20 protein-coding genes and 1 riboswitch are annotated in these 19,635 nt (G+C 47.3%); of the genes, 1 reads left to right on the top strand and 19 read right to left on the bottom strand.

Annotated features, from left to right (window positions below; translation table 11 throughout):
* Positions 1 to 14: 14 nt before the first annotated feature.
* The 10 genes from SB24_RS15955 to sdhC all read right to left on the bottom strand — a co-directional run bounded on the left by SB24_RS15955 (position 15) and on the right by sdhC (position 8,122).
* The gene (locus SB24_RS15955; protein WP_088056439.1) at positions 15 to 611 is read right to left on the bottom strand and encodes an XTP/dITP diphosphatase; all 597 of its coding nucleotides are present in this window, start codon (positions 609 to 611) and stop codon (positions 15 to 17) included.
* Between the two features lie 11 nt (positions 612 to 622).
* On the bottom strand, positions 623 to 1,360 hold the full coding sequence (gene rph / locus SB24_RS15950; RefSeq protein ID WP_007612934.1) for a ribonuclease PH: 738 nt from the start codon (positions 1,358 to 1,360) through the stop codon (positions 623 to 625).
* 109 nt (positions 1,361 to 1,469) lie between these two features.
* Positions 1,470 to 2,555: a GerMN domain-containing protein gene (locus tag SB24_RS15945; RefSeq protein WP_039254321.1), complete on the bottom strand. Its 1,086-nt coding sequence runs from the start codon at positions 2,553 to 2,555 to the stop codon at positions 1,470 to 1,472.
* 106 nt (positions 2,556 to 2,661) lie between these two features.
* A complete protein-coding gene (gene racE / locus SB24_RS15940; RefSeq protein WP_012118125.1) occupies positions 2,662 to 3,480 on the bottom strand; it encodes a glutamate racemase in 819 nt (272 codons plus the stop codon).
* Between the two features lie 7 nt (positions 3,481 to 3,487).
* Positions 3,488 to 3,928, bottom strand: a complete 441-nt coding sequence (locus SB24_RS15935) for a MarR family winged helix-turn-helix transcriptional regulator (protein WP_003152580.1) — start codon at positions 3,926 to 3,928, stop codon at positions 3,488 to 3,490.
* A 186-nt stretch (positions 3,929 to 4,114) separates the two neighbouring features.
* Entirely contained in the window at positions 4,115 to 4,339 is a 225-nt protein-coding gene (gerE, locus tag SB24_RS15930) for a spore germination transcription factor GerE (protein ID WP_003152579.1), read from the bottom strand.
* 120 nt (positions 4,340 to 4,459) lie between these two features.
* Positions 4,460 to 4,897 (bottom strand): acyl-CoA thioesterase, encoded by a 438-nt coding sequence (locus SB24_RS15925; RefSeq protein ID WP_012118126.1) that lies wholly within the window; start codon positions 4,895 to 4,897, stop codon positions 4,460 to 4,462.
* Positions 4,898 to 4,958: 61 nt separating this feature from the next.
* Entirely contained in the window at positions 4,959 to 5,717 is a 759-nt protein-coding gene (gene sdhB / locus SB24_RS15920; RefSeq protein ID WP_003152575.1) for a succinate dehydrogenase iron-sulfur subunit, read from the bottom strand.
* Positions 5,718 to 5,719: 2 nt separating this feature from the next.
* Positions 5,720 to 7,480 (bottom strand): succinate dehydrogenase flavoprotein subunit, encoded by a 1,761-nt coding sequence (gene sdhA / locus SB24_RS15915; protein ID WP_039254319.1) that lies wholly within the window; start codon positions 7,478 to 7,480, stop codon positions 5,720 to 5,722.
* Positions 7,481 to 7,513: 33 nt separating this feature from the next.
* Positions 7,514 to 8,122 carry a succinate dehydrogenase cytochrome B558 gene (gene sdhC, locus SB24_RS15910; RefSeq protein WP_003152571.1) on the bottom strand — a complete coding sequence of 203 codons (609 nt, stop codon included), beginning with the start codon at positions 8,120 to 8,122 and terminating at the stop codon, positions 7,514 to 7,516.
* Positions 8,123 to 8,418: 296 nt separating this feature from the next.
* Here sdhC and SB24_RS15905 point away from each other — a divergent pair, with 296 nt between their 5' ends.
* Positions 8,419 to 8,865 (top strand): YslB family protein, encoded by a 447-nt coding sequence (locus SB24_RS15905; protein ID WP_007408128.1) that lies wholly within the window; start codon positions 8,419 to 8,421, stop codon positions 8,863 to 8,865.
* A gap of 46 nt (positions 8,866 to 8,911) precedes the next feature.
* Here the strand turns inward: SB24_RS15905 and SB24_RS15900 are convergent, their stop codons facing one another.
* The 9 genes from SB24_RS15900 to SB24_RS15860 form a co-directional block, all read right to left on the bottom strand.
* Entirely contained in the window at positions 8,912 to 10,141 is a 1,230-nt protein-coding gene (locus tag SB24_RS15900) for an aspartate kinase (RefSeq protein ID WP_039254317.1), read from the bottom strand.
* Between the two features lie 125 nt (positions 10,142 to 10,266).
* Positions 10,267 to 10,446, bottom strand: a riboswitch (Lysine riboswitch).
* A 61-nt stretch (positions 10,447 to 10,507) separates the two neighbouring features.
* Positions 10,508 to 12,280 carry an excinuclease ABC subunit UvrC gene (gene uvrC, locus SB24_RS15895; RefSeq protein ID WP_015417948.1) on the bottom strand — a complete coding sequence of 591 codons (1,773 nt, stop codon included), beginning with the start codon at positions 12,278 to 12,280 and terminating at the stop codon, positions 10,508 to 10,510.
* Positions 12,281 to 12,422: 142 nt separating this feature from the next.
* Positions 12,423 to 12,737 (bottom strand): thioredoxin, encoded by a 315-nt coding sequence (gene trxA, locus SB24_RS15890; RefSeq protein ID WP_003152560.1) that lies wholly within the window; start codon positions 12,735 to 12,737, stop codon positions 12,423 to 12,425.
* A 153-nt stretch (positions 12,738 to 12,890) separates the two neighbouring features.
* Entirely contained in the window at positions 12,891 to 14,381 is a 1,491-nt protein-coding gene (locus SB24_RS15885; RefSeq protein WP_039254313.1) for an alpha-N-arabinofuranosidase, read from the bottom strand.
* Between the two features lie 213 nt (positions 14,382 to 14,594).
* Positions 14,595 to 15,572, bottom strand: coding sequence for an electron transfer flavoprotein subunit alpha/FixB family protein (locus tag SB24_RS15880; protein ID WP_015417950.1), 978 nt, complete (start codon positions 15,570 to 15,572; stop codon positions 14,595 to 14,597).
* A gap of 31 nt (positions 15,573 to 15,603) precedes the next feature.
* Positions 15,604 to 16,377 (bottom strand): electron transfer flavoprotein subunit beta/FixA family protein, encoded by a 774-nt coding sequence (locus SB24_RS15875; protein ID WP_033574190.1) that lies wholly within the window; start codon positions 16,375 to 16,377, stop codon positions 15,604 to 15,606.
* Positions 16,378 to 16,390: 13 nt separating this feature from the next.
* A complete protein-coding gene (locus tag SB24_RS15870; RefSeq protein WP_015417952.1) occupies positions 16,391 to 17,170 on the bottom strand; it encodes an enoyl-CoA hydratase in 780 nt (259 codons plus the stop codon).
* Between the two features lie 13 nt (positions 17,171 to 17,183).
* Entirely contained in the window at positions 17,184 to 17,768 is a 585-nt protein-coding gene (locus SB24_RS15865; protein ID WP_039255069.1) for a fatty acid metabolism transcriptional regulator FadR, read from the bottom strand.
* A gap of 88 nt (positions 17,769 to 17,856) precedes the next feature.
* Positions 17,857 to 19,545: an AMP-binding protein gene (locus SB24_RS15860; protein WP_039254310.1), complete on the bottom strand. Its 1,689-nt coding sequence runs from the start codon at positions 19,543 to 19,545 to the stop codon at positions 17,857 to 17,859.
* Positions 19,546 to 19,635 lie beyond the last annotated feature (90 nt).

Genomic DNA, 19,635 nt, shown 5'->3' with positions numbered 1-19,635 from the left:
GCATACGCTCCCCCTTATGAATCAAGCAGCTTTGACAGTTTCTTGAGCGCCTCAGCCCTGTGGCTGATTTTGTTTTTCTGAGCGCTTGTCAGCTGGGCCATGGTTTTATCTTTATCTTTTACAATAAAAATGGGATCATAGCCGAACCCGTTATCCCCCTCGGGTCCTTCCGCAATATACCCTTCAACATGACCTTCGACCGTTTTTGTTTCCTGCCCCGGCATGCTGACGGCAAGGGCGCAGCGGAAACGGGCCGTACGCTGCTCTTTTTCGATGCCTTTTAATTCTGACAGCACCTTGTCCATATTCGCCTTATCATCTTTTGCTTCTCCGGCATAACGGGCTGAATAAACGCCCGGTCTGCCTCCAAGGTTGTCCACCGATAAACCGGAGTCGTCTGCAATGACCATTTTGTTTACGGCTTTTGCCACGGCTTCCGCTTTTAAGATGGCGTTTTCTTCAAAGGTATGTCCGGTTTCCTCAATTTCTTCCGTAAATCCGATTTCCGCCAAAGAAGAGACGCTGTAGCCTTTCGGTTCGAGTATTTCCTTGAATTCTTTCACTTTTCCCTGATTGTGTGTCGCAATAATGGCTTCTTTCACGGTGATCAGGCCTCTCTTTCTTATTTCAGTTCAGGCAATGTTTCTCCCAGCACTTCTTTTTGCTTTTGAATAAGCGTCTGGATTCCTTTTTCGGCAAGGCTTAACAGTCCGTTTAAATCTTCACGGGAGAATGTGGCTTCTTCGCCCGTCCCTTGAAGCTCTACAAAACGTCCGCTTCCCGTCATGATGATATTCATGTCGACTTCAGCCGCCGAATCCTCTTCATAATTCAGATCCAAAAGAAGGCCTTCTTCTTTATCCATCCCGACAGAAATGGCCGCGAGATAATCTGTCACAGGAGAGGTTTTGATAACGCCGCTTTTTACTAGTTTGCCGATCGCAATGGCCATTGCCAAGAAGGCGCCGGTAATGGAAGCCGTTCTTGTTCCGCCGTCAGCTTGAATGACGTCACAGTCGATCCAGATCGTCCGTTCGCCGAGCTTCTCCAAATCAACGACGGCCCGGAGCGCGCGCCCGATCAGCCGCTGAATTTCCATCGTTCTGCCGGAGACCTTTCCTTTTGAAGATTCTCTTATCGTTCTTTGATTCGTCGCGCGGGGAAGCATGCTGTATTCCGCTGTGATCCAGCCTTTTCCTCCGCCGCGTAAAAATGGCGGCACCCGGTCTTCCACAGATGCATTACAGATGACCTTCGTATTTCCCGCTGTAATTAAAACAGAGCCTTCCGGGTGAGTGATAAAATCCAAATCAAATGTGATAGGGCGCAACTCATCGTGCTGTCTTCCGTCGTGTCTCATATTTTACCTCCGATTATATGTACATAAACCTTTTGTTCCGGATTGCGAATAAAGAAAGAGGCAGCCGGAACGCTAACCTCTTTTTTATTAGTATATCAAAAATCGCAAATTAAAAACTACCCGTATTCACTTGTGACGGCCTCGAAACAGGTTTTGAAAGGGATTCTCCTTTTTCATTCACCAGTTCTGATTTTCCGTTTACTTTTATAGAAACACTTTTAATTGACGGCTGTTCGGTTAACGTGAGAACGATGCTGTCCAGTACGCCCGATGATACCATTTTTGTTTTTTCGTCGGCGCTTCCGTAAATGGAGCTGTTAAAGTCCAGTGTAACCTGGCCGTCTTTCACTTTCGGCTTGCTGAGAAGCTTAACATCGTTATTAAAGTCCGTCAAAAGCCCGCTTGCTTTGCCCGGTCCGTCGGTGAGCTGTTCAACGGCAGCGGTGATGTCATTTGTTTCCGAATTGTCAATCCGCTTTGTGACAGGTACGTAGTATTCGCTTGTCTCTGTTTCCGCCAGATAATAGACAGTCAGCGGATGGGTGTCTGTCAGATCATTCACTCCGGCCGTTTCAATATTAATCCCGTCTTTTCTGCTTAAGTCGCCCGTAATCGGCGTACCGCCCACAGGCATTTCTTTCAGTTCGTGCCCGTTGATTCTGATTTTGACTTTATCTATTGAGCTGAATTGGGTAAGCGTCCATGTAATCGATTGCAGGATTTTTTGTTCGTCTTCTTTTTTATAGTTTTTAAATTCCTTCGAAAAATCAGCGACGGCAGTGCCGTCTTTTTTAATATCGACATTTACCGTCGTATCCGCAGGGAGCACCGCTCTGAAGCCGTTCGGCAGGATTTCTGACACAGGCCCCCCCTGAACCAAATACTCAAGGGCCTGCTTTGCGGTTCCCTCACTGTTCGGAAGAGGCAGTGTCTGTGCTGCGACATAGCCGTTTTTATCAATCAGATACAGCTCTCGCATGACTGTATTGGCCGGCTGGTCGGCTTTAGAAGTGCCGTTTTTCTCTGACTGCTTTGGTTTTGCCTGAATTCCCGCTTCATCCTTTACATATGAAATGTCTTGAGGCGGGTCAATTTCCCCGGCTGTTTTATCGGATTGAAACAAACCGCATCCAGATAACACAAAAGCCGAAGTAAGACATGTTGCAGCAATGACTGCAGGTCCTTTTTTCAGCATACTTTTCCCTCCTAAGGCTGTTTGTACTATGATGTATACGAGCCCTGTCCGGGAAATAGACCGGGAAGCGCAAAAAAACCCGCCGTAAACAGCGGGTTTTTTTGATTTATTTTCTGACCGGCTCTTGAAGGGAAATGCACTCGACATGGCCGATTTCGTGGCCGAACCAGTCTTCGGCAATTTTTGCGAAACCGTTCCGCTCCCCCGTTGTAAGAAATTGATGCTCCGGTGCATGTTTCGATTGGTTTAACAAACCTTTATAAGACAAGATGGTGCTCACTTCTCTCGCCGTCTCGTCTCCGGAGGAAATGATTTTCACATGCTCTCCCATATAGTTCTGAATCGGATCTTTTAAAATCGGATAATGCGTACATCCTAAAATCAAGGTGTCAATTGATGTACCTTTTAAAGGCTCAAGCGATGCTTCAACCGCTTCCTCCGCTGATTCCTGAAGAAACCGTCCGCTTTCCACAAACGGCACGAGCAGCGGACAAGCCGTGTTCTCAACTTGAAGTTCTGCGTTTAACCCGAGCAGCGCCTGCTCATACGCTCTGCTTTTAATGGTATTGACCGTGCCGATGACACCGATATGCTGGTTTTTCGTGACCTTTATCGCCGTTCTCGCACCCGGCTGAATGACGCCGACAACCGGAATATCCGTTTTGCGCTGAATATCCTCCAAGGCAATGGCCGTGGCCGTATTGCAGGCGATCACGAGCATTTTGATATGGTGGTTTTCCAGCAGGTAATCGGTCATTTCCCACGTGTATTGAAGAACTTCTTCTTCAGGACGCGGGCCGTACGGGCAGCGTTTTGTATCTCCCACATAGATGATATTTTCCTTCGGTAGCTGTCTCATGATTTCCTTAGCAACGGTTAACCCGCCAACCCCGGAATCAATGACTCCTATCGGCTGTTCCAACAAAATCGCCTCATTTTCTTTTCATTTCATGCTGCAGTTTCAATAATGATTTTTCGAAAGCGGCTGTTTCTTCTTCGGAAAATGTCGCAAACATATCCCGCAAATAAGCCTGTCTTTTCAAAATCACTTCTTGGATAATGCGCTCTCCTTCAGCGAGAAGATGAATTCTGACGACCCGTCTGTCAGCCGGGTCTTTCACCCGCTCGACAAGCTTATTTTTTTCCATGCGGTCTATCAGATCCGTCGTCGTGCTGCAAGCCAAATACATTTTGCCTGATAATTCGCCTATTGTCATATCCCCCAATTCATAAAGCCATTGAAGCCCCACGAATTGCGGCGGTGTAATTGCATATTGGTTAAGGATTTCTCTTCCTTTTTGTTTAATGATCGCAGCGATATGGCGGAGTGATTTTTCGATATCCGCAACATGCTCTACAGATTTTGATGTCATTTGTCCATCCCTCACTCAAGGATCTTTCTGGGCTATGCGCTCCGTGTCTATTTTCCTTCTTTTTTTAAGAAAATGCAAGACTGACAGAGAAAAAGGAAAAACCGGGATTTTCACCGCATGCCCATCAGCCCGGGCGCCAACGCAAATAACCGGCTCCTTCTCGAAAAGAAGGAAAACCGGCAAGAATCAGAGCTCTAGCTCACCCATTCTAAGAAGCTCGACAACAGCTTGCGAACGCCCTTTCACACCTAACTTCTGCATGGCATTTGAAATGTGATTCCGTACAGTTTTTTCACTGATAAATAGCTCGCTTGCAATTTCCTTTGTTGTCTTGTCTTGAACGAGCAATTCGAATACTTCTCTTTCTCTTTTGGTCAGCAGCGGCTTTGATTGAAAATCTTTCTCCTTCAAGTATTGTAACCCTCCTTGCTAAGGTGAGAGCGAATCTGAAACGAATGGGTTTATATAGTCAAGATATCATATGTAAAGGGCGCTTCGGAGGTGACGTCTCTTAGAGAAATAGTTATCCGTTCAGGCGAGCAGAATGCCTTTCTCCCGCTCCGTCCAGCTGACCGCTTTGCCGCTTTTCTTCGACACTTGAACCATAACGACGGAACCTGTAAAGCACGGCAGGCCCGACTCATTTTCTCCAAGGTAATGAAGGGTGACGGACGCATTTCCGGCAGCGCTTGCTTTCACATAAATCCGCAGATTTTCATACGGCATCACCTGACGCATATAGTCGCACTGCTGGCTTGCGACGACCGTCATCGTTTCCGAGTTTTGCGCCGTTATGCCTCGCTGTTTGAAATAAGCGATCCGCGCTTCTTCAAAATAGATGAAAGGGGTTACATTATTCATATGGCCGAACATATCCGTTTCTGAAAAACGAACCGATACTTCAGTAAAGAAAGAAAACGACTGTCTCCATTCTTCAAACGGGATATCAATATATTGCGGTTGTTTCATCACCTTCAGCTCCTTATAAAAAAACCTCTCCCGTGCGCGGAAGAGGCTCTTTTTCTCTTTCTTATACTCTGTCGCTTCCGAAGAAATTACGGAATGCTTGTAAATTGGTATCTCTGTTCAAAGCAGCGATTGAAGTCGTAAGCGGAATGCCTTTCGGGCAGGATTGAACACAGTTTTGTGAATTCCCGCAATCTCCGAGGCCGCCGTCTGTCATTAACGCTTCTAAACGTTCTGCTTTGTTCATCGCGCCCGTCGGATGCGCGTTAAACAGACGCACTTGTGACATCGGGGCAGGCCCCATGAATTTCGACTTGCTGTTGACGTTCGGGCAGGCTTCGAGGCAGACGCCGCATGTCATGCATTTAGACAATTCATATGCCCACTGGCGGCGTTTTTCCGGCATTCTCGGCCCTGGCCCCAAATCGTAAGTTCCGTCAATCGGCACCCATGCTTTCACTTTTTTCAGTGAATCAAACATTCTGCTGCGGTCAACCTGAAGGTCACGGACAACCGGGAATGTTTTCATCGGTTTCAGACGGATCGGCTGTTCCAGCTTATCAATCAGCGCCGTACATGACTGGCGCGGTCTTCCGTTGATGACCATGGAGCAGGCGCCGCATACTTCTTCAAGACAGTTCATGTCCCATGCGACCGGAGTGGTTTTCTCTCCTTTTGCATTCACGGGATTTCTGCGGATTTCCATCAGGGCGGAAATCACGTTCAGATTCGGGCGGTAATTGATTTCGAATTCTTCATCGTATGGCGCGCTTTCGGGCGTATCCTGACGTGTAATGATAAACCGTATCTTTTTCTCACTCATGATTATTTCGCCACCTTCTTCTTCGAGTAGTCGCGTTTACGGGGCGCAATCAGTGATACATCGACATCCTGATATTCAAATTCCGGAGCTTCAAACGGACCGGCATGTTTCGCCATCGTCGTTTTGAGCCACTCATCGTCATTTCTTTCAGGGAAATCCGGTTTATAGTGCGCTCCCCGGCTTTCGTTTCGGTTATATGCGCCGAGCGTGATGACTCTGGCAAGCTGAAGCATATTGGAGAACTGGCGGGTGAACATCGCGCCTTGGTTGCTCCATTTTGTCGTATCGTTGATATTGATTTTCTTAAAGCGTTCCATCAGCTCTTGGATTTTGTCATCCGTTTTCAAAAGCTTGTCGTTGTGGCGGACCACCGTGACGTTGGCCGTCATCCATTCTCCGAGCTCACGGTGAAGCATGTAGGCATTTTCGTCGCCGTCCATCTTCATAATATCGGCCCATTTTTCTTCTTCTTTTTTCACATAGGAATCAAATAATGAAGAAGGCAGGTCTTCCGCTGATGTTTCAAGTCCGGAAACATATTTCACCGCATTCGGTCCGGCCACCATTCCTCCGTAGATGGCGGAAAGCAGAGAGTTCGCCCCTAAACGGTTTCCTCCGTGCATTGAATAATCACATTCACCCGCTGCGAACAGTCCGCGGATGCTTGTCATCTGATCATAATCAACCCACAGTCCGCCCATTGAATAGTGAACGGCAGGGAAAATTTTCATCGGAAGCTTGCGCGGGTCATCGCCCATGAATTTTTCATAGATTTCGATAATGCCGCCAAGCTTAACATCAAGCTCTTTCGGATCTTTGTGCGACAGATCGAGATACACCATGTTTTCACCGTTGATGCCGAGTTTTTGATTCACGCACACGTCAAAGATTTCACGTGTCGCAATATCCCGCGGCACGAGGTTTCCGTAAGCCGGATATTTTTCCTCAAGGAAGTACCAAGGTTTTCCGTCTTTATACGTCCAGACTCTTCCGCCCTCGCCGCGCGCCGATTCACTCATCAGACGCAGTTTATCGTCCCCCGGGATTGCTGTCGGGTGAATTTGGATAAATTCGCCGTTTGCATAATAAGCGCCCTGCTGATAAACGATTGATGCGGCAGATCCCGTGTTGATCATGCTGTTTGTTGATTTGCCGAATACGATTCCGGGACCTCCCGTCGCCATAATAACGGCGTCAGAACGGAATGACTCGATTTGCATATTGGTCAGATTTTGGGCTACGATACCGCGGCACGTGCGCTCATCGTCAAGAACGGCACCGAGGAATTCCCAGCCTTCATATTTTGTGACGAGACCCGCCACTTCATATCTGCGCACCTGCTCGTCCAGTGCGTAAAGAAGCTGCTGACCCGTCGTCGCTCCCGCGTAAGCGGTTCTGTGATGCTGTGTACCCCCGAAACGGCGGAAGTCCAAGAGCCCTTCCGGCGTTCTGTTAAACATAACCCCCATGCGGTCCAATAAGTGGATAATGGACGGCGCCGCTTCACACATCGCTTTTACAGGAGGCTGGTTTGCCAAAAAGTCGCCTCCGTATACCGTGTCATCAAAATGCTCAAACGGAGAGTCTCCTTCCCCTTTTGTGTTGACAGCTCCGTTTATCCCGCCCTGCGCGCAGACCGAGTGAGAGCGTTTGACCGGAACGATGGAAAACAATTTAACGGCCGTGCCTGATTCCGCTGCTTTAATTGTCGCCATGAGGCCGGCAAGACCCCCGCCGACTACGATAATGCTTGATTGACTCATGATAGCCCCTCTCCCTCTAGTAATCTAGTTCTCTTACACAAACGCAAAAATCGCTTTTAAACCTACGTATGAAAGCGCTAAAAATATAATCAGCGTCACGTAAGTCGAAATTCTTTGAGAACGCGGCGTGACCGTGATCCCCCATGTGACCGCAAAAGACCATAAGCCGTTTGAAAAGTGAAAAATGACCGATAAAACGCCTACAATGTAAAAACCGAGCATAAACGGCGAGCTCAAAATATTCGCCATCATATCGAAGTTGACTTCAGCGCCCATCTGCGCGGCAATCCGCGTCTGCCATACATGCCAGCTGACGAAAATAAGGGTGAGAATACCAGTGACACGCTGAAGCACAAACATCCAGTTTCTGAAATAACTGTAGTGGCCAGCGTTGTTTTTCGCAGTAAATGCTATGTACACACCGTAAACCGCATGATAAATTAAAGGTAAGAAAATAATAAAAATTTCTAACGCATACCTGAACGGCAGACTGTCCATAAAGCCGGCCGCCTTGTTAAACGCATCTGCTCCCCTTGCGGCAAATTGGTTGACGACTAAATGCTGGATCAAAAAGATGCCGACCGGAATAACACCGAGCAAGGAATGCAATCTTCGAAAATAAAACTCTCTGTTCCCAGACATTACTTTACCCCCTGTTTGATTTAAGTGCGAAATGTACTAAAATCTCTGCCCCCACTTCGTTTCAATTGTAAGCACTTTATTAAAATTTATTGACAATTTCATTTTACTCCTCCCTCAAAAGGGCGTCAAGAAAACGTGTACATAAATTATAATTTTCGGAATTGATTATTTGACGGGAAAATTTTATTTTCCTGCGATATCTTTCTCACATTTTTTCTCGTGTTTTATAGGATCATCCTGTAATCCTCCCCCCTGTTTAAGCTATAATAAACGAAGGAGAGAGGGGAATACATAATATGAAGAATAATTATGAAGCAGCTTTAGAACCTTTAACTGAACTCGACGTCAGCGCATACGGCTACGAATTAATCCGGGAAATCGTGCTTCCGGATATCCTCGGCCCGGAGTATTCATCCATGATGTATTGGGCGGGGAAACGCCTCGCCCGCAAATTTCCTCTTCAATCGTGGGAAGAAATCCCCGCCTTTTTTGAGAAAGCCGGCTGGGGAACTTTGACAAACGCAGGATCAAAAAAACAAGAACTGGAATTTGAACTGGAAGGACCGCTCGTATCCAGCAGACTCAAACATCAGAAAGAGCCTTGTTTTCAGCTTGAAGCCGGTTTTATAGCTGAACAGATTCAATTGATGAACGATCAGATTGCAGAATCTTATGAACAGGTAAAAAAGAGAGCGGATAAAGTCGTTCTGACTGTAAAATGGGATATGAAGGACCCTGTATAATTGAAAAAAGGCGGTGACTCCAAGTCCCGCCTTTTTGCCTGCCCGTTTATACGGCAGACGGCTGTTTAGAAAGCTCAAATGCATCATGAAGCGCTTCGACCGCTTTCACCATATCATTTTCACTGACAACCGCTGATACTTTTATTTCAGATGTGCTCACCATTTTGACTTGTACATTTTTTTCCGCCAGTACGGCAAACATGTCCGCGGCGACGCCGGGATTTGAAACCATGCCGGACCCGACAATAGAGACTTTCGCCAGTTTTCTTTCGGTTTCAATTTTTTCATAGTCAAGCGCGTTTTTATATTCTTCAAGCACGGCGACCGTTTGCGCGGCATCTTCCGTTTTCACTGAGAAAGAAATATCCGCTTCCCCATCGTCCGACTGAGTCTGAATAATAATGTCAACGTTGATGTTTCGTTTTGCCAGCGCGGTGAAAATTGTTGAAAGTGTTGTCAATCCGCTTGCAAGGCCCGTAACGGACACCCTTGTGATCTGGTCTTCAAATGCAATTCCTCTGACGATTAAATTCTGCTCCATTGATGATTCCTCCTCAATTAATGTTCCAGCTTCATATTCTGTGCTTGACCGCACTTCTAAAGGCACTTGGTAGTTTTTCGCGAACTCAACCGCCCGCGGGTGAAGAACACCCGCTCCTAGATTTGCAAGCTCCAGCATTTCATCATAAGAAATCCCCGCCAGTTTTCTCGCTGACCGGACATACCGCGGATCTGTCGTAAATACGCCCGGAACATCTGTATAAATGTCGCATTTATCCGCTTCCAGCGCTGCTGCAAGAGCGACCGCCGTCGTATCGGAACCGCCCCGTCCGAGCGTCGTGATGCCTCCGTCTTCCGTTATGCCCTGAAAACCGGCAACGACTGTGATTTTGCCTTCTGCAAGCTGCGAACGAATCGCCGTAATATCAATATCCGTAATTCTCGCATTGCCGTGAACGGCTTCCGTGCGGACACCCGCCTGCCAGCCCGTATAAGAGACGGCGTCATATCCTTTTTCCTGAAGCGCCATGGCCAAAAGCGAAATCGTGACCTGCTCTCCCGTAGACAAAAGCATATCCATCTCGCGTCTGCTTGGTGCAGATGTGATTTCAGCCGCGAGGTTAACGAGCGCGTCGGTTGATTTTCCCATTGCCGAAACGACGACTACGACATCATGACCTTTTTGCTTTTCAGCAATGGCGCGATTTGCGGCATTTTGAATTTTTTCGGCAGAGCCGACGGAAGTGCCTCCGAATTTTTGTACGATAAGACCCATACTAGACCACCCTTTACATTTTGGTTCGTGCGGGTGAGGAGAAAAGAGCGTTTTGTCCACAATAAAAAAAGCAATGAGAGGAATAGCTCTCATTGCTTTTTCATATCATTACGATTGATTATGAACAACGAGATAGCCCTCCAAGAAAATGAATTCTTGACAACCTTACATTTATTCAATGCAAGGCCAGCAAATCACACCGATGGGATGTGATACACTTCGGCGACGCTCCCCTTTCAGCCTTTTTCGCAGAATCCATCATTCTCCAAAGGCTTACTATTGAAGTTCGCACCTCTATCTTCACCATATAACACGATCTTATGAAATTAGTTCACATTCTAGCAGATTTTTCAGAAAAGCACAATACTATTTTTTTAATTTTTCAAACAGCAGCTGGGCCGCCGCGGCCGGCACACCCGCTTTTTTGATATCGTCAAGGCTTGCTTCCTTCATCTTTTTGACAGATCCGAAATGTTTTAAGAGCATTTTTTTGCGTTTTTCGCCGATTCCGGGGATATCATCCAGAACGGATTGAAAGGCGCTTTTTCCCCGGATCTGTCTGTGAAAGCTGATCGCAAAACGGTGAACTTCGTCCTGAATGCGCTGAAGCAGGTAAAACTCTTGGCTGTTCCGCTCCAGAAACACCGGTTCAAGCGGGTCGCCGATCAAAAGGTTGGATGTCCGGTGTTTATCATCTTTCGCCAATCCCGCTACCGGGACATCAAGGCCGAGCTCATTCTCGAGCACGTCGCGCGCCGCGTTAATCTGCCCTTTTCCGCCGTCAATGATGATTAAATCCGGCAGCGGAAGGTTTTCGCGAAGCACCCTCGTGTATCTTCTTCTGACGACTTCCCTCATTGAGCCGTAATCATCAGGCCCTGTTACGGTTTTAATTTTATATTTGCGGTATTCCTTTTTATTCGGTTTTCCGTCAATAAAGACAATCATGGCCGATACGGGGTTTGTGCCTTGAATATTGGAGTTGTCAAACGCTTCAATCCGATGCGGCGTATAAATATTCAGCGCTTCGCCGAGCCGTTCGGCTGCACCGATTGACCGTTCCTCATCCCGCTCGATTAACGAGAATTTTTCCCGCAGGGCGATTTTCGCATTTTTGTGCGCAAGCAGAAGCAGCTCTTTTTTCGGGCCTTTTTTCGGCTGATGCACGGCGGTTTCCAACAACTCGGTGATCATGTCCCTGTCAACGCTGTCAGGCACCAGAATTTCCTTAGGCAGAAAGTGATTGTTTTTAGAGTAGAACTGGCCGATGAAGGTCAGAAATTCTTCATCCGCTTCCTGATACATCGGAAACATGCTGACGTCGCGTTCGATCAGTTTTCCTTGGCGTATGAAAAAGACTTGGACGCACATCCAGCCTTTATCGTAGGCATATGCAAACACATCGCGGTCCAGAAGGTCATTCATGGTCATTTTTTGCTTCTCCATCGTCGATTCGATGTGAGCAAGCTGGTCGCGGAATTCTTTAGCCCGTTCAAATTCAAGCTTTTCCGCCGCTTCTGCCATTTTCGCTTCGAGCTCTTTTTTGATTTCGTTATGCCCTCCCTTTAAAAAACGGGTAATGTCTTCAACAATCTCGCGGTTTGTCTCCTCAGATATATCCTTTACACATGGGGCGAGGCATTGTCCGAGATGATAATATAGACAGACGCGGTCCGGTAGCTTTGAGCATTTCCTGAGCGGGTAAAGGCGGTCCAGCAGTTTTTTCGTTTCCCGCGCCGCCTGCACATTCGGATACGGGCCGAAATAGCGTCCTTTGTCTTTTTTGACATTCCGGGTGACAATCAGCCGCGGATGGCGTTCATGGGTGATTTTAATAAAGGGATAGGTTTTATCATCTTTCAGCATGACATTGTATTTCGGATCGTATTTTTTAATCAGATTCATTTCCAAAATAAGCGCTTCAAGATTGGAGGAAGTCACGATATATTCAAAGTCCTCAATCTCCGTCACAAGCCGTTGGGTTTTTGCGTCGTGAGAACCGGTGAAATAAGATCGCACCCTGTTTTTCAAGACTTTCGCTTTCCCCACGTAGATGACTGTTTTTTGACGGTCTTTCATTAAATAACAGCCCGGCTGATCGGGAAGGAGGGCCAGTTTTTCTTTCAGTTGTTTATTCATACGTTACCCTTCCTTACATTCATTTCTCGTGTCCATTCAGTGTATCACGAACATTTGTTTTTCTCCATTCTCAGCTTTTGGAAGATCAAAAAAGGCGATTCCCTTTCAAAGGAATCGCCCTGCCGTAACGGAAGCTTTTGGCTTACAGATGTTTGTTTACAAGCTCTTCAAGAGCTTCTTTCGGTTTGAAACCGACAGATGTTTCAACGACTTCTCCGTCTTTCAATACGAGAAGTGTCGGGATGCTCATGACGCCGTATTTACCGGCAGTTTCTTGGTTTTCATCCACGTCGATTTTAACGATTTTCAGTTTGTCTCCCATTTCTTGATCAAGCTCTTCAAGAACGGGCGCGATCATTTTACAAGGTCCGCACCAAGGAGCCCAGAAATCAGCCAATACGACACCTTCACTTGTTTCAGCTGAGAACGATTGATCAGTTGCTTTTACGATAGCCATTTTGTTATTCCTCCAATTGTCAAATGATGATTTTTAGTATAGCATCTCCCATTCGTTCATGCTAATTTAATGCTTATATTATTTTCTCCCGAACCCGCCGGAAATAATCTTTTTTATACAGTGTATTATAACCGGGCGGCAGGCGTTCAAAACTTAAGATGGGCCCGCAGGCAGCGTGATTAATACAACCGCCATCGGAGGAAGCTCCGCCTCAAGTTTTCCGCCCTTTTGAGCAAACCCGGAAAACGGCTTCGGTTTGACGTTTTCCGGACTGCTAAATGTATTGTGGGCATTCATTTTTTCCGCGTGAAGAATCGTTCCCGAAGGCTTCCCTGTCTTTTTCATGCCCCGCAGTTCAATCTTCACATCAGCTTTGTGCAGATGATCGATATTGCAAAGGCTGATATGTATGTCTCCGTTTTGCTGTTTGGACGCTGAAATGCTGACTTGCGGGAGCCGGCCGTCATTCCATTCGTACCCGGCTGCTTTTGTTTCTGTCGCCAAAAGAGAAGCGTCCTGATGCACCTTAAACATATCAAACACATGATACGTCGGCGTCAGCAGCATGTCTTTCCCTTCTGTCAGGATCATTGCCTGAAGCACGTTGACGGTTTGCGCGATATTGGCCATCTGTACGCGGTCTGCGTGCTGATGAAAAATGTGAAAATGCGTGGCTGCCACAAGGGCGTCGCGGATCGTATTCTGCTGATACAGAAAGCCCGGATTCGTGCCCGGCTCAGGATCAAGCCACGTGCCCCATTCATCAATGATCAGCCCGACTCTTTTTTCGGGATCGTACTGATCCATGATGGCGCTGTGCCTTGTGATCAATTCATCCATATGCGCCGCTTTTTTCATCGTGATGAACCATTCATCTTCCGTAAACTCCGTCGCTGATCCTTTCCCCTTCCAGAAATCGCCCGGTATTGTGTAATAATGAAGGCTCAGCCCGTCCATGAGATCAGCGGCTTTTTTCATTAAAGTTTCAGTCCAGCGGTAATCATCGACATTCGTGCCGCCGGCAATTTTATAGATTTCATTACCGCTGTAATTGCGGACATAGGTTTGAAAGTTTCTGTAAAGGTCGGCATAATACTCAGGATGCATGTTTCCGCCGCAGCCCCAGTTCTCATTCCCTATTCCGAAATATGTCAGCTTCCACGGTTTTTCCCGCCCGTTTTCTTTTCTCCAGTCGGACATCGGCGTGCCCGCTTCAAACGTCATGTATTCAATCCAATCAGCCATTTCTTTAACCGTTCCGCTGCCGACGTTTCCGGCGATGTACGGTTCGCAGCCGAGCAGTTCACAAAGCATCATAAACTCGTGCGTGCCGAATTCATTGGAATCAATCGTCCCGCCCCAATGGGTATTCAGCATGGTTTTGCGTTTCCCTACGCCGTTTGCCCAATGGTATTCATCTGCAAAGCAGCCGCCCGGCCATCTGAGGACGGGAATCTGAAGCTGTTTGAGGGCGGCGGCGACATCCGTCCTGACCCCGCCGGTATTCGGAATATCGGAATCTTTTCCGACCCAGATGCCCTCATATATGCCTCTTCCCAGGTGTTCCGCGAAATGTCCGTATATGTTTTTATTAATGGTTCCCCGTGTGATATCAGTTTGAATGACTGCCGTATTGTGAGACAAACTTGATCATTCCTTTCCCTTAATAAGAATGAAAGCACTACAGCCGATCTATGTATCTGGGATGTATGCTGAATGGATAAGTTTGTAAGCGCTTTACAAAAGCTTATTATATTGGTTCGTACATGTCAATCTCTTATTTTATCAACCTTTAATTTGTACGAACCAATTAACACAAATTAAAACCCTCTGACAAATAAGCCAGAGGGTTTATGATTATGAATGAATATTGGCATTTTTAAATTCTTGGGTCAGAAGCGGAACCACTTCGAACAAATCGCCGACAATTCCGTAGTCCGCTATTTTAAATATTTCCGCTTCCGGGTCTTTGTTAATGGCAACAATGACCTTACTATTTGACATGCCCGCCAAGTGCTGAATCGCTCCGGAAATGCCGCAGGCGATATACAAATCCGGCGTGACGACTTTTCCCGTCTGGCCGATTTGAAGGGAATAATCGCAATAGTCCGCGTCACACGCGCCGCGTGAAGCGCCCACCGCTGCTCCGAGCACCTCGGCAAGTTCTTTTAACGGTTCAAATCCATCTTTGCTTTTTACACCGCGGCCGCCTGCTACGATAATTTTCGCTTCTGATAAATCCACGCCGTCCGCCGTTTTTTTGACTACTTCTTCAATGACCGTCCGCAAATCTGCCGGAGGCGCCGCAAGCTCTTCGATATCACCCGTCCGGCTCGCGTCTTTTTCTAATGCCTGAATATTATTCGGACGAATCGTCGCCAAAATGAACGGATCGGTTGAAATTACCTGTTCAAAGGCTTTGCCGGAATAGATCGGTCTTGTAAAAACGATGTTGTCTCCGGTAACGCTTACATCCGTGCTGTCTGAAATCAGCCCCGTTTCAAACCGGGCCGCAAGCTTAGGTGACAAATCTTTTCCCATAGAAGTGTGGCCGAAAATAACCGCATCAGGCTTTTCATTTTCGATCAGATCCCCGAGAACCGCGGCATATCCGTCCGCCGTATACTGAGAAAGCCCCGGCGAATCGGCCGTAAATACTTTGTCGGCGCCGTACTGAATGAGTTCTGGTGCTGCATCAGCTGCGCCTTTTCCCATCAGCACGCCGATGACATTTCCTCCGCCGGAAATGGTTTTGCCTGCGGCTATGGCTTCAAAGGTGACGTTCCGTAAGGCGCCGTCACGAATTTCTCCGAGTACGATCACTTTTTTTCCCATTCTGACATCCCCCAGTTTCTTTAATATCGGTTTATACGACTTTGGCTTCTTTTCTCAGCAGTGACACAAGCTCTTTCGCCTGCTCAGCGGCTTCTCCTTCGATCAGTCTGCCCGCTTCTTTTTGCGGCGGCAGAAAACGTTCGATCGTTTTGAGCTTCGGTGCGGCATCTTCTTCATCAATGTCGAGGTCATCGAGCTCAAGTTCTTCCAGCGGTTTTTTCTTCGCCTTCATAATGCCCGGAAGCGACGGATAGCGCGGCTCGTTTAAGCCTTGCTGTGCCGTGATGACTAAAGGAAGTGAGGTTTTAATGATTTCGGTATCCCCTTCATTGTCTTTCTCTGCCACAGCTTCATCGCCGCTGATTGTCAGTTTTGTGATCGTTGTGACGCAAGGAATGTTCAGCAGTTCGGCAAGCCTTGGAGCCACTTGGCCTGAACCGCCGTCAATTGCGACATTTCCGCCGAGAATCAGATCATATTCCCGGTCCTTGAAATAATGATATAAGATAGTTGAAATGGAGTATTGGTCAGGATCGCTCAGATCATCTTCAATATTGATTAACACCGCCTGGTCACAGCCCATCGCAAGGGCGGTTCTCAGTTCTTTCTCCGCATCTTCTCCGCCGACGGTTACGGCGGTAACGGTTCCGCCGTGCTCTTCCTTCAGCTGAATGGCTTCTTCAATGGCGTATTCATCATACGGATTAATGATAAATTCGGCCCCGTCCTCCTGAATCTTTCCTGCTTCAATGACGATTTTCTCTTCTGTGTCAAACGTCCGTTTCATCAGTACAAATAGATTCATAATCTTATCCCCTTTATCTTCGCCCACCGAATTGAGGCTTTCTTTTTTCGAGAAATGCCTGAATGCCTTCTTTTGCGTCATCTGATGCAAATGCTTCCCCAAAACGCTTTGCTTCAAGCTTTAAGCCGCCGTCATAAGAATAGATCTTGTTTGAATAAAGGAGCTCAAGCAGATAAGCCATCGACTGCGGGCTTTTTTCCGCAAACTTGCCCGCGAGCGTTTTCGCCTTTTTCAGCAGCTCTTCCTCATGTTCGGCGCCTATCGTGACAAGCCCGAGGCTGAGCGCTTCTTCTCCGGTCACAGGTTCTGAAGTGCCGATCATTTCAAGCGCTTTCGCCGTACCGACGTACCGGGGAAGCCGCTGCGTCCCGGCAAAGCCCGGAATAATGCCGAGATTCAGCTCGGGCAGGCCGAGCTTTGCATCTAATGTAGCGATTCTGATATGGCAGGCCATGGCTAGCTCAAGACCGCCTCCGAGCGCAGCACCGTGAATCGCTGCGATCACGGGCTTCGGAAACCCTTCAATTCTTTCCATCAGCTGCTGGCCTTTATCCGCCATGGCAGAAGATTGCTCAAGATTTTCAAGCGACGTAAATTCCTTTATATCGGCGCCCGCCGAGAAAAATTTCCCCTCACCGCGAATGATGATGCTTCTGACGCTGTCATCTGTTTCACACCGGTCGAACAGACCGGATAACTCATCTAAAACCGCACCGGACAGCGCGTTGGCCGGCTGATGATTAATGGTGATCACCGCAACAGATTGTTCTACCGCCATCGAAAGGCTGTTCATCCGTCAACCCCCTTTAGTTTTGATGAATTCCTGACACCAACAGCTCCAATACCTTGTCTGACAAATCCGGAAGATCATATTTCTGATCGTTCATCACCCATGTTGTCACTGTTTCATCTATCGTCCCGAATATCATCTGCCGGGCGAGGCGGACGTCGAGATTGTCTTTCCATTCCCCCGACTTGATTCCTTCGGTCAAAATGGTGTCCAGCATGTTTAAATAACCTTTTAAAACATCATTGATTTTCAGGCGCAGCTTGATATTTGACTGTCTGAGCTCAAGCTGGGTCACAATCGCGAGGTGGCGGTCGTTGCCGAGCAGTGTGAAATGCTGCTTAATAACGAGGGCGAGTTTTTCTTTTGCCGTCGTTTTTTCTTTCACTTCTTCTTCCATGCGTTCAATGAACTGGCCCATCTTTTCTTTAAAAAGAGAAATGAGTATATCCTCTTTGTTTTTGAAATATAAATAGATGGTGCCGTCCGCAACGCCGGCCTGCTTGGCGATTTTGGACACCTGTGATTGGTGATAGCCGTTTTCCGCTATGACTTCTACTGCTGCATCAATAATCTGCATATACTTTGGCCGTTTTTGGTTCAATGTCATCGTTCCTTCCTTCGATAAATGAATGACTATTCATTCATAACTTCATGATAAAAAGGAATCCGGATTTTGTCAAGTTTTTCTTTTAAGGCACCTTGTTTTCACGGGAAGCATCTTCCTCTTCGACTAAACGCCTTCTTAATATTTTTCCGACGGCCGTTTTCGGAAGCTCTTTTCTGAATTCGTAAAGCTTCGGGACTTTATACGGCGCAAGCCGCTCTCTTGCAAACGCATCAAGCTCATCGGCATCTGCCTCGGCGCCTTTTTTCAAAACGATAAATGCTTTCACCGTTTCCCCTCTGTAGGAATCAGGGACGCCCGCTACGACGATTTCCTGAACGGCTTCATGCTCATAAAGCGCCTCCTCCACCTCCCGGGGGTAAATGTTGTATCCGCCGGCAATGATGATGTCTTTTTTCCTGTCGGCGATGTAGAAAAATCCTTCCTCATCCATATATCCCATATCTCCGGTAAACAGCCAGCCGTCTCTGATGACACGCGCCGTCTCCTCCTGCTTATTCCAGTATCCTTTCATGACCTGAGGGCCTTTTACGATCAGCTCGCCGTGTTCATACGGCCCCGCAAGCCCGCCTTTTTCTTCTGAATAGATTCCGGCGTCGGTATTGGGCCAGGGACAGCCGATGCTGCCTGGTTTATTTTTTCCCCAAATGAAGTTTGAATGGGTAACCGGTGATGCTTCGGATAATCCGTAGCCTTCCACAAGCTTTCCTCCGGTCACTTTTTCAAATTTCTGTTTGACCTCAACCGGCAGCGCCGCTGAACCGCTCGGACAGCTTTCAATGGAGGACAAATCATACTTATTCAGCTCCGGGTGATGCAACAGCCCAATGTAAATCGTCGGCGCCCCGGGAAAAACCGTCGGCTTCAGCCTGTCGATTGTTTTCAGGGTATCCAAAGGATTAAATTTAGGAAGAAGGATCATTTCACATCCCTGCATAATGGAAAAATTGAGCACGGCGGTCAATCCGTACACATGAAAAAAAGGCACGATGCCGAGCACCTTTTCGGCTCCCTTTTTCATTTTGTACATCCAGGCGGCGCACATTTCTGTATTGGCCTGAATGTTCCGGTGTGTGAGCATGACGCCTTTCGGATAGCCGGTTGTTCCGCCCGTGTATTGAAGCACGGCGATGTCATGCGCAGGGTCAATATCAAATGACTCTGCCTCCTCCGCTCTTTCGTTTTTTAAAATATCCGCTAATTTGTGAATTTGTTCGCAGCCGTCATAATCAATATGCACCTGTTGTTTTTGCGTGAGCGTATACAGCATATTTTTCGGAAACGGCAAAAAATCTTTTATACTCGTTGTAATAATGCGTTCGACGAGTGATAACGTTTTCATTTTTATCACCTTCGGAAACAGCATATCAAGGGTGATGATCACGCGCGGCGCACTGTCTTTCAGCTGATACTCAAGCTCGTGTTCCGTGTAGAGAGGATTGGTCTGAACGACAATGCCGCCGGCAAACAATACACCGTAAAAAGCGATGACCGACTGCGGACAATTGGGCAGCATAATGGCGGCTCTGTCACCCTTTTTCAGGCCTGTTTTGCGTAAAAAAGCGGCTAGCTTTAACGAATCTGTGAGAACGTCCTGGAATGTGAGTTTTTTTCCGAGAAAATAAATGGCGGTATGGTTCGGGAATTGAGCTGCGGAGTTTGTCAGATTGGATGGCAGGGTTTGATCGGTAAATTCAAGCTCATGCGGAATCTCTTCGGGATATTGAGAAAGCCATGGCTTTTCAGACTGCATAATACCTCTCCCTTCTGTTTTCCTATACGTTATTATTATAGCAGAAGGGTGATTGGAATTGGAAAGCGTTTCATGTGAAATTTCGAGTTT

The sequence above is a fragment of the Bacillus sp. Pc3 genome (assembly GCF_000815145.1).
Taxonomy (GTDB): Bacteria; Bacillota; Bacilli; order Bacillales; family Bacillaceae; genus Bacillus; species Bacillus velezensis.
Note: the sequence above shows the minus strand (reverse complement) of the source record. Positions and strands in the feature narration are given on the sequence as shown.

Excerpts from the sequence above, each read along its gene's own strand:
- SB24_RS15875 (WP_033574190.1), bottom strand. The coding sequence starts at position 16,377 with ATGAATCTATTTGTACTGATGAAACGGACGTTTGACACAGAAGAGAAA.
- uvrC (WP_015417948.1), bottom strand. The coding sequence starts at position 12,280 with ATGAATAAACAACTGAAAGAAAAACTGGCCCTCCTTCCCGATCAGCCG.
- rph (WP_007612934.1), bottom strand. The coding sequence starts at position 1,360 with ATGAGACACGACGGAAGACAGCACGATGAGTTGCGCCCTATCACATTT.
- SB24_RS15925 (WP_012118126.1), bottom strand. The coding sequence starts at position 4,897 with ATGAAACAACCGCAATATATTGATATCCCGTTTGAAGAATGGAGACAG.
- SB24_RS15860 (WP_039254310.1), bottom strand. The coding sequence starts at position 19,545 with ATGCAGTCTGAAAAGCCATGGCTTTCTCAATATCCCGAAGAGATTCCG.
- SB24_RS15880 (WP_015417950.1), bottom strand. The coding sequence starts at position 15,572 with ATGGGAAAAAAAGTGATCGTACTCGGAGAAATTCGTGACGGCGCCTTA.
- SB24_RS15905 (WP_007408128.1), top strand. The coding sequence starts at position 8,419 with ATGAAGAATAATTATGAAGCAGCTTTAGAACCTTTAACTGAACTCGAC.
- sdhC (WP_003152571.1), bottom strand. The coding sequence starts at position 8,122 with ATGTCTGGGAACAGAGAGTTTTATTTTCGAAGATTGCATTCCTTGCTC.
- sdhB (WP_003152575.1), bottom strand. The coding sequence starts at position 5,717 with ATGAGTGAGAAAAAGATACGGTTTATCATTACACGTCAGGATACGCCC.
- trxA (WP_003152560.1), bottom strand. The coding sequence starts at position 12,737 with ATGGCTATCGTAAAAGCAACTGATCAATCGTTCTCAGCTGAAACAAGT.
- SB24_RS15935 (WP_003152580.1), bottom strand. The coding sequence starts at position 3,928 with ATGACATCAAAATCTGTAGAGCATGTTGCGGATATCGAAAAATCACTC.
- SB24_RS15870 (WP_015417952.1), bottom strand. The coding sequence starts at position 17,170 with ATGAACAGCCTTTCGATGGCGGTAGAACAATCTGTTGCGGTGATCACC.
- sdhA (WP_039254319.1), bottom strand. The coding sequence starts at position 7,480 with ATGAGTCAATCAAGCATTATCGTAGTCGGCGGGGGTCTTGCCGGCCTC.
- SB24_RS15945 (WP_039254321.1), bottom strand. The coding sequence starts at position 2,555 with ATGCTGAAAAAAGGACCTGCAGTCATTGCTGCAACATGTCTTACTTCG.
- SB24_RS15900 (WP_039254317.1), bottom strand. The coding sequence starts at position 10,141 with ATGGGTCTTATCGTACAAAAATTCGGAGGCACTTCCGTCGGCTCTGCC.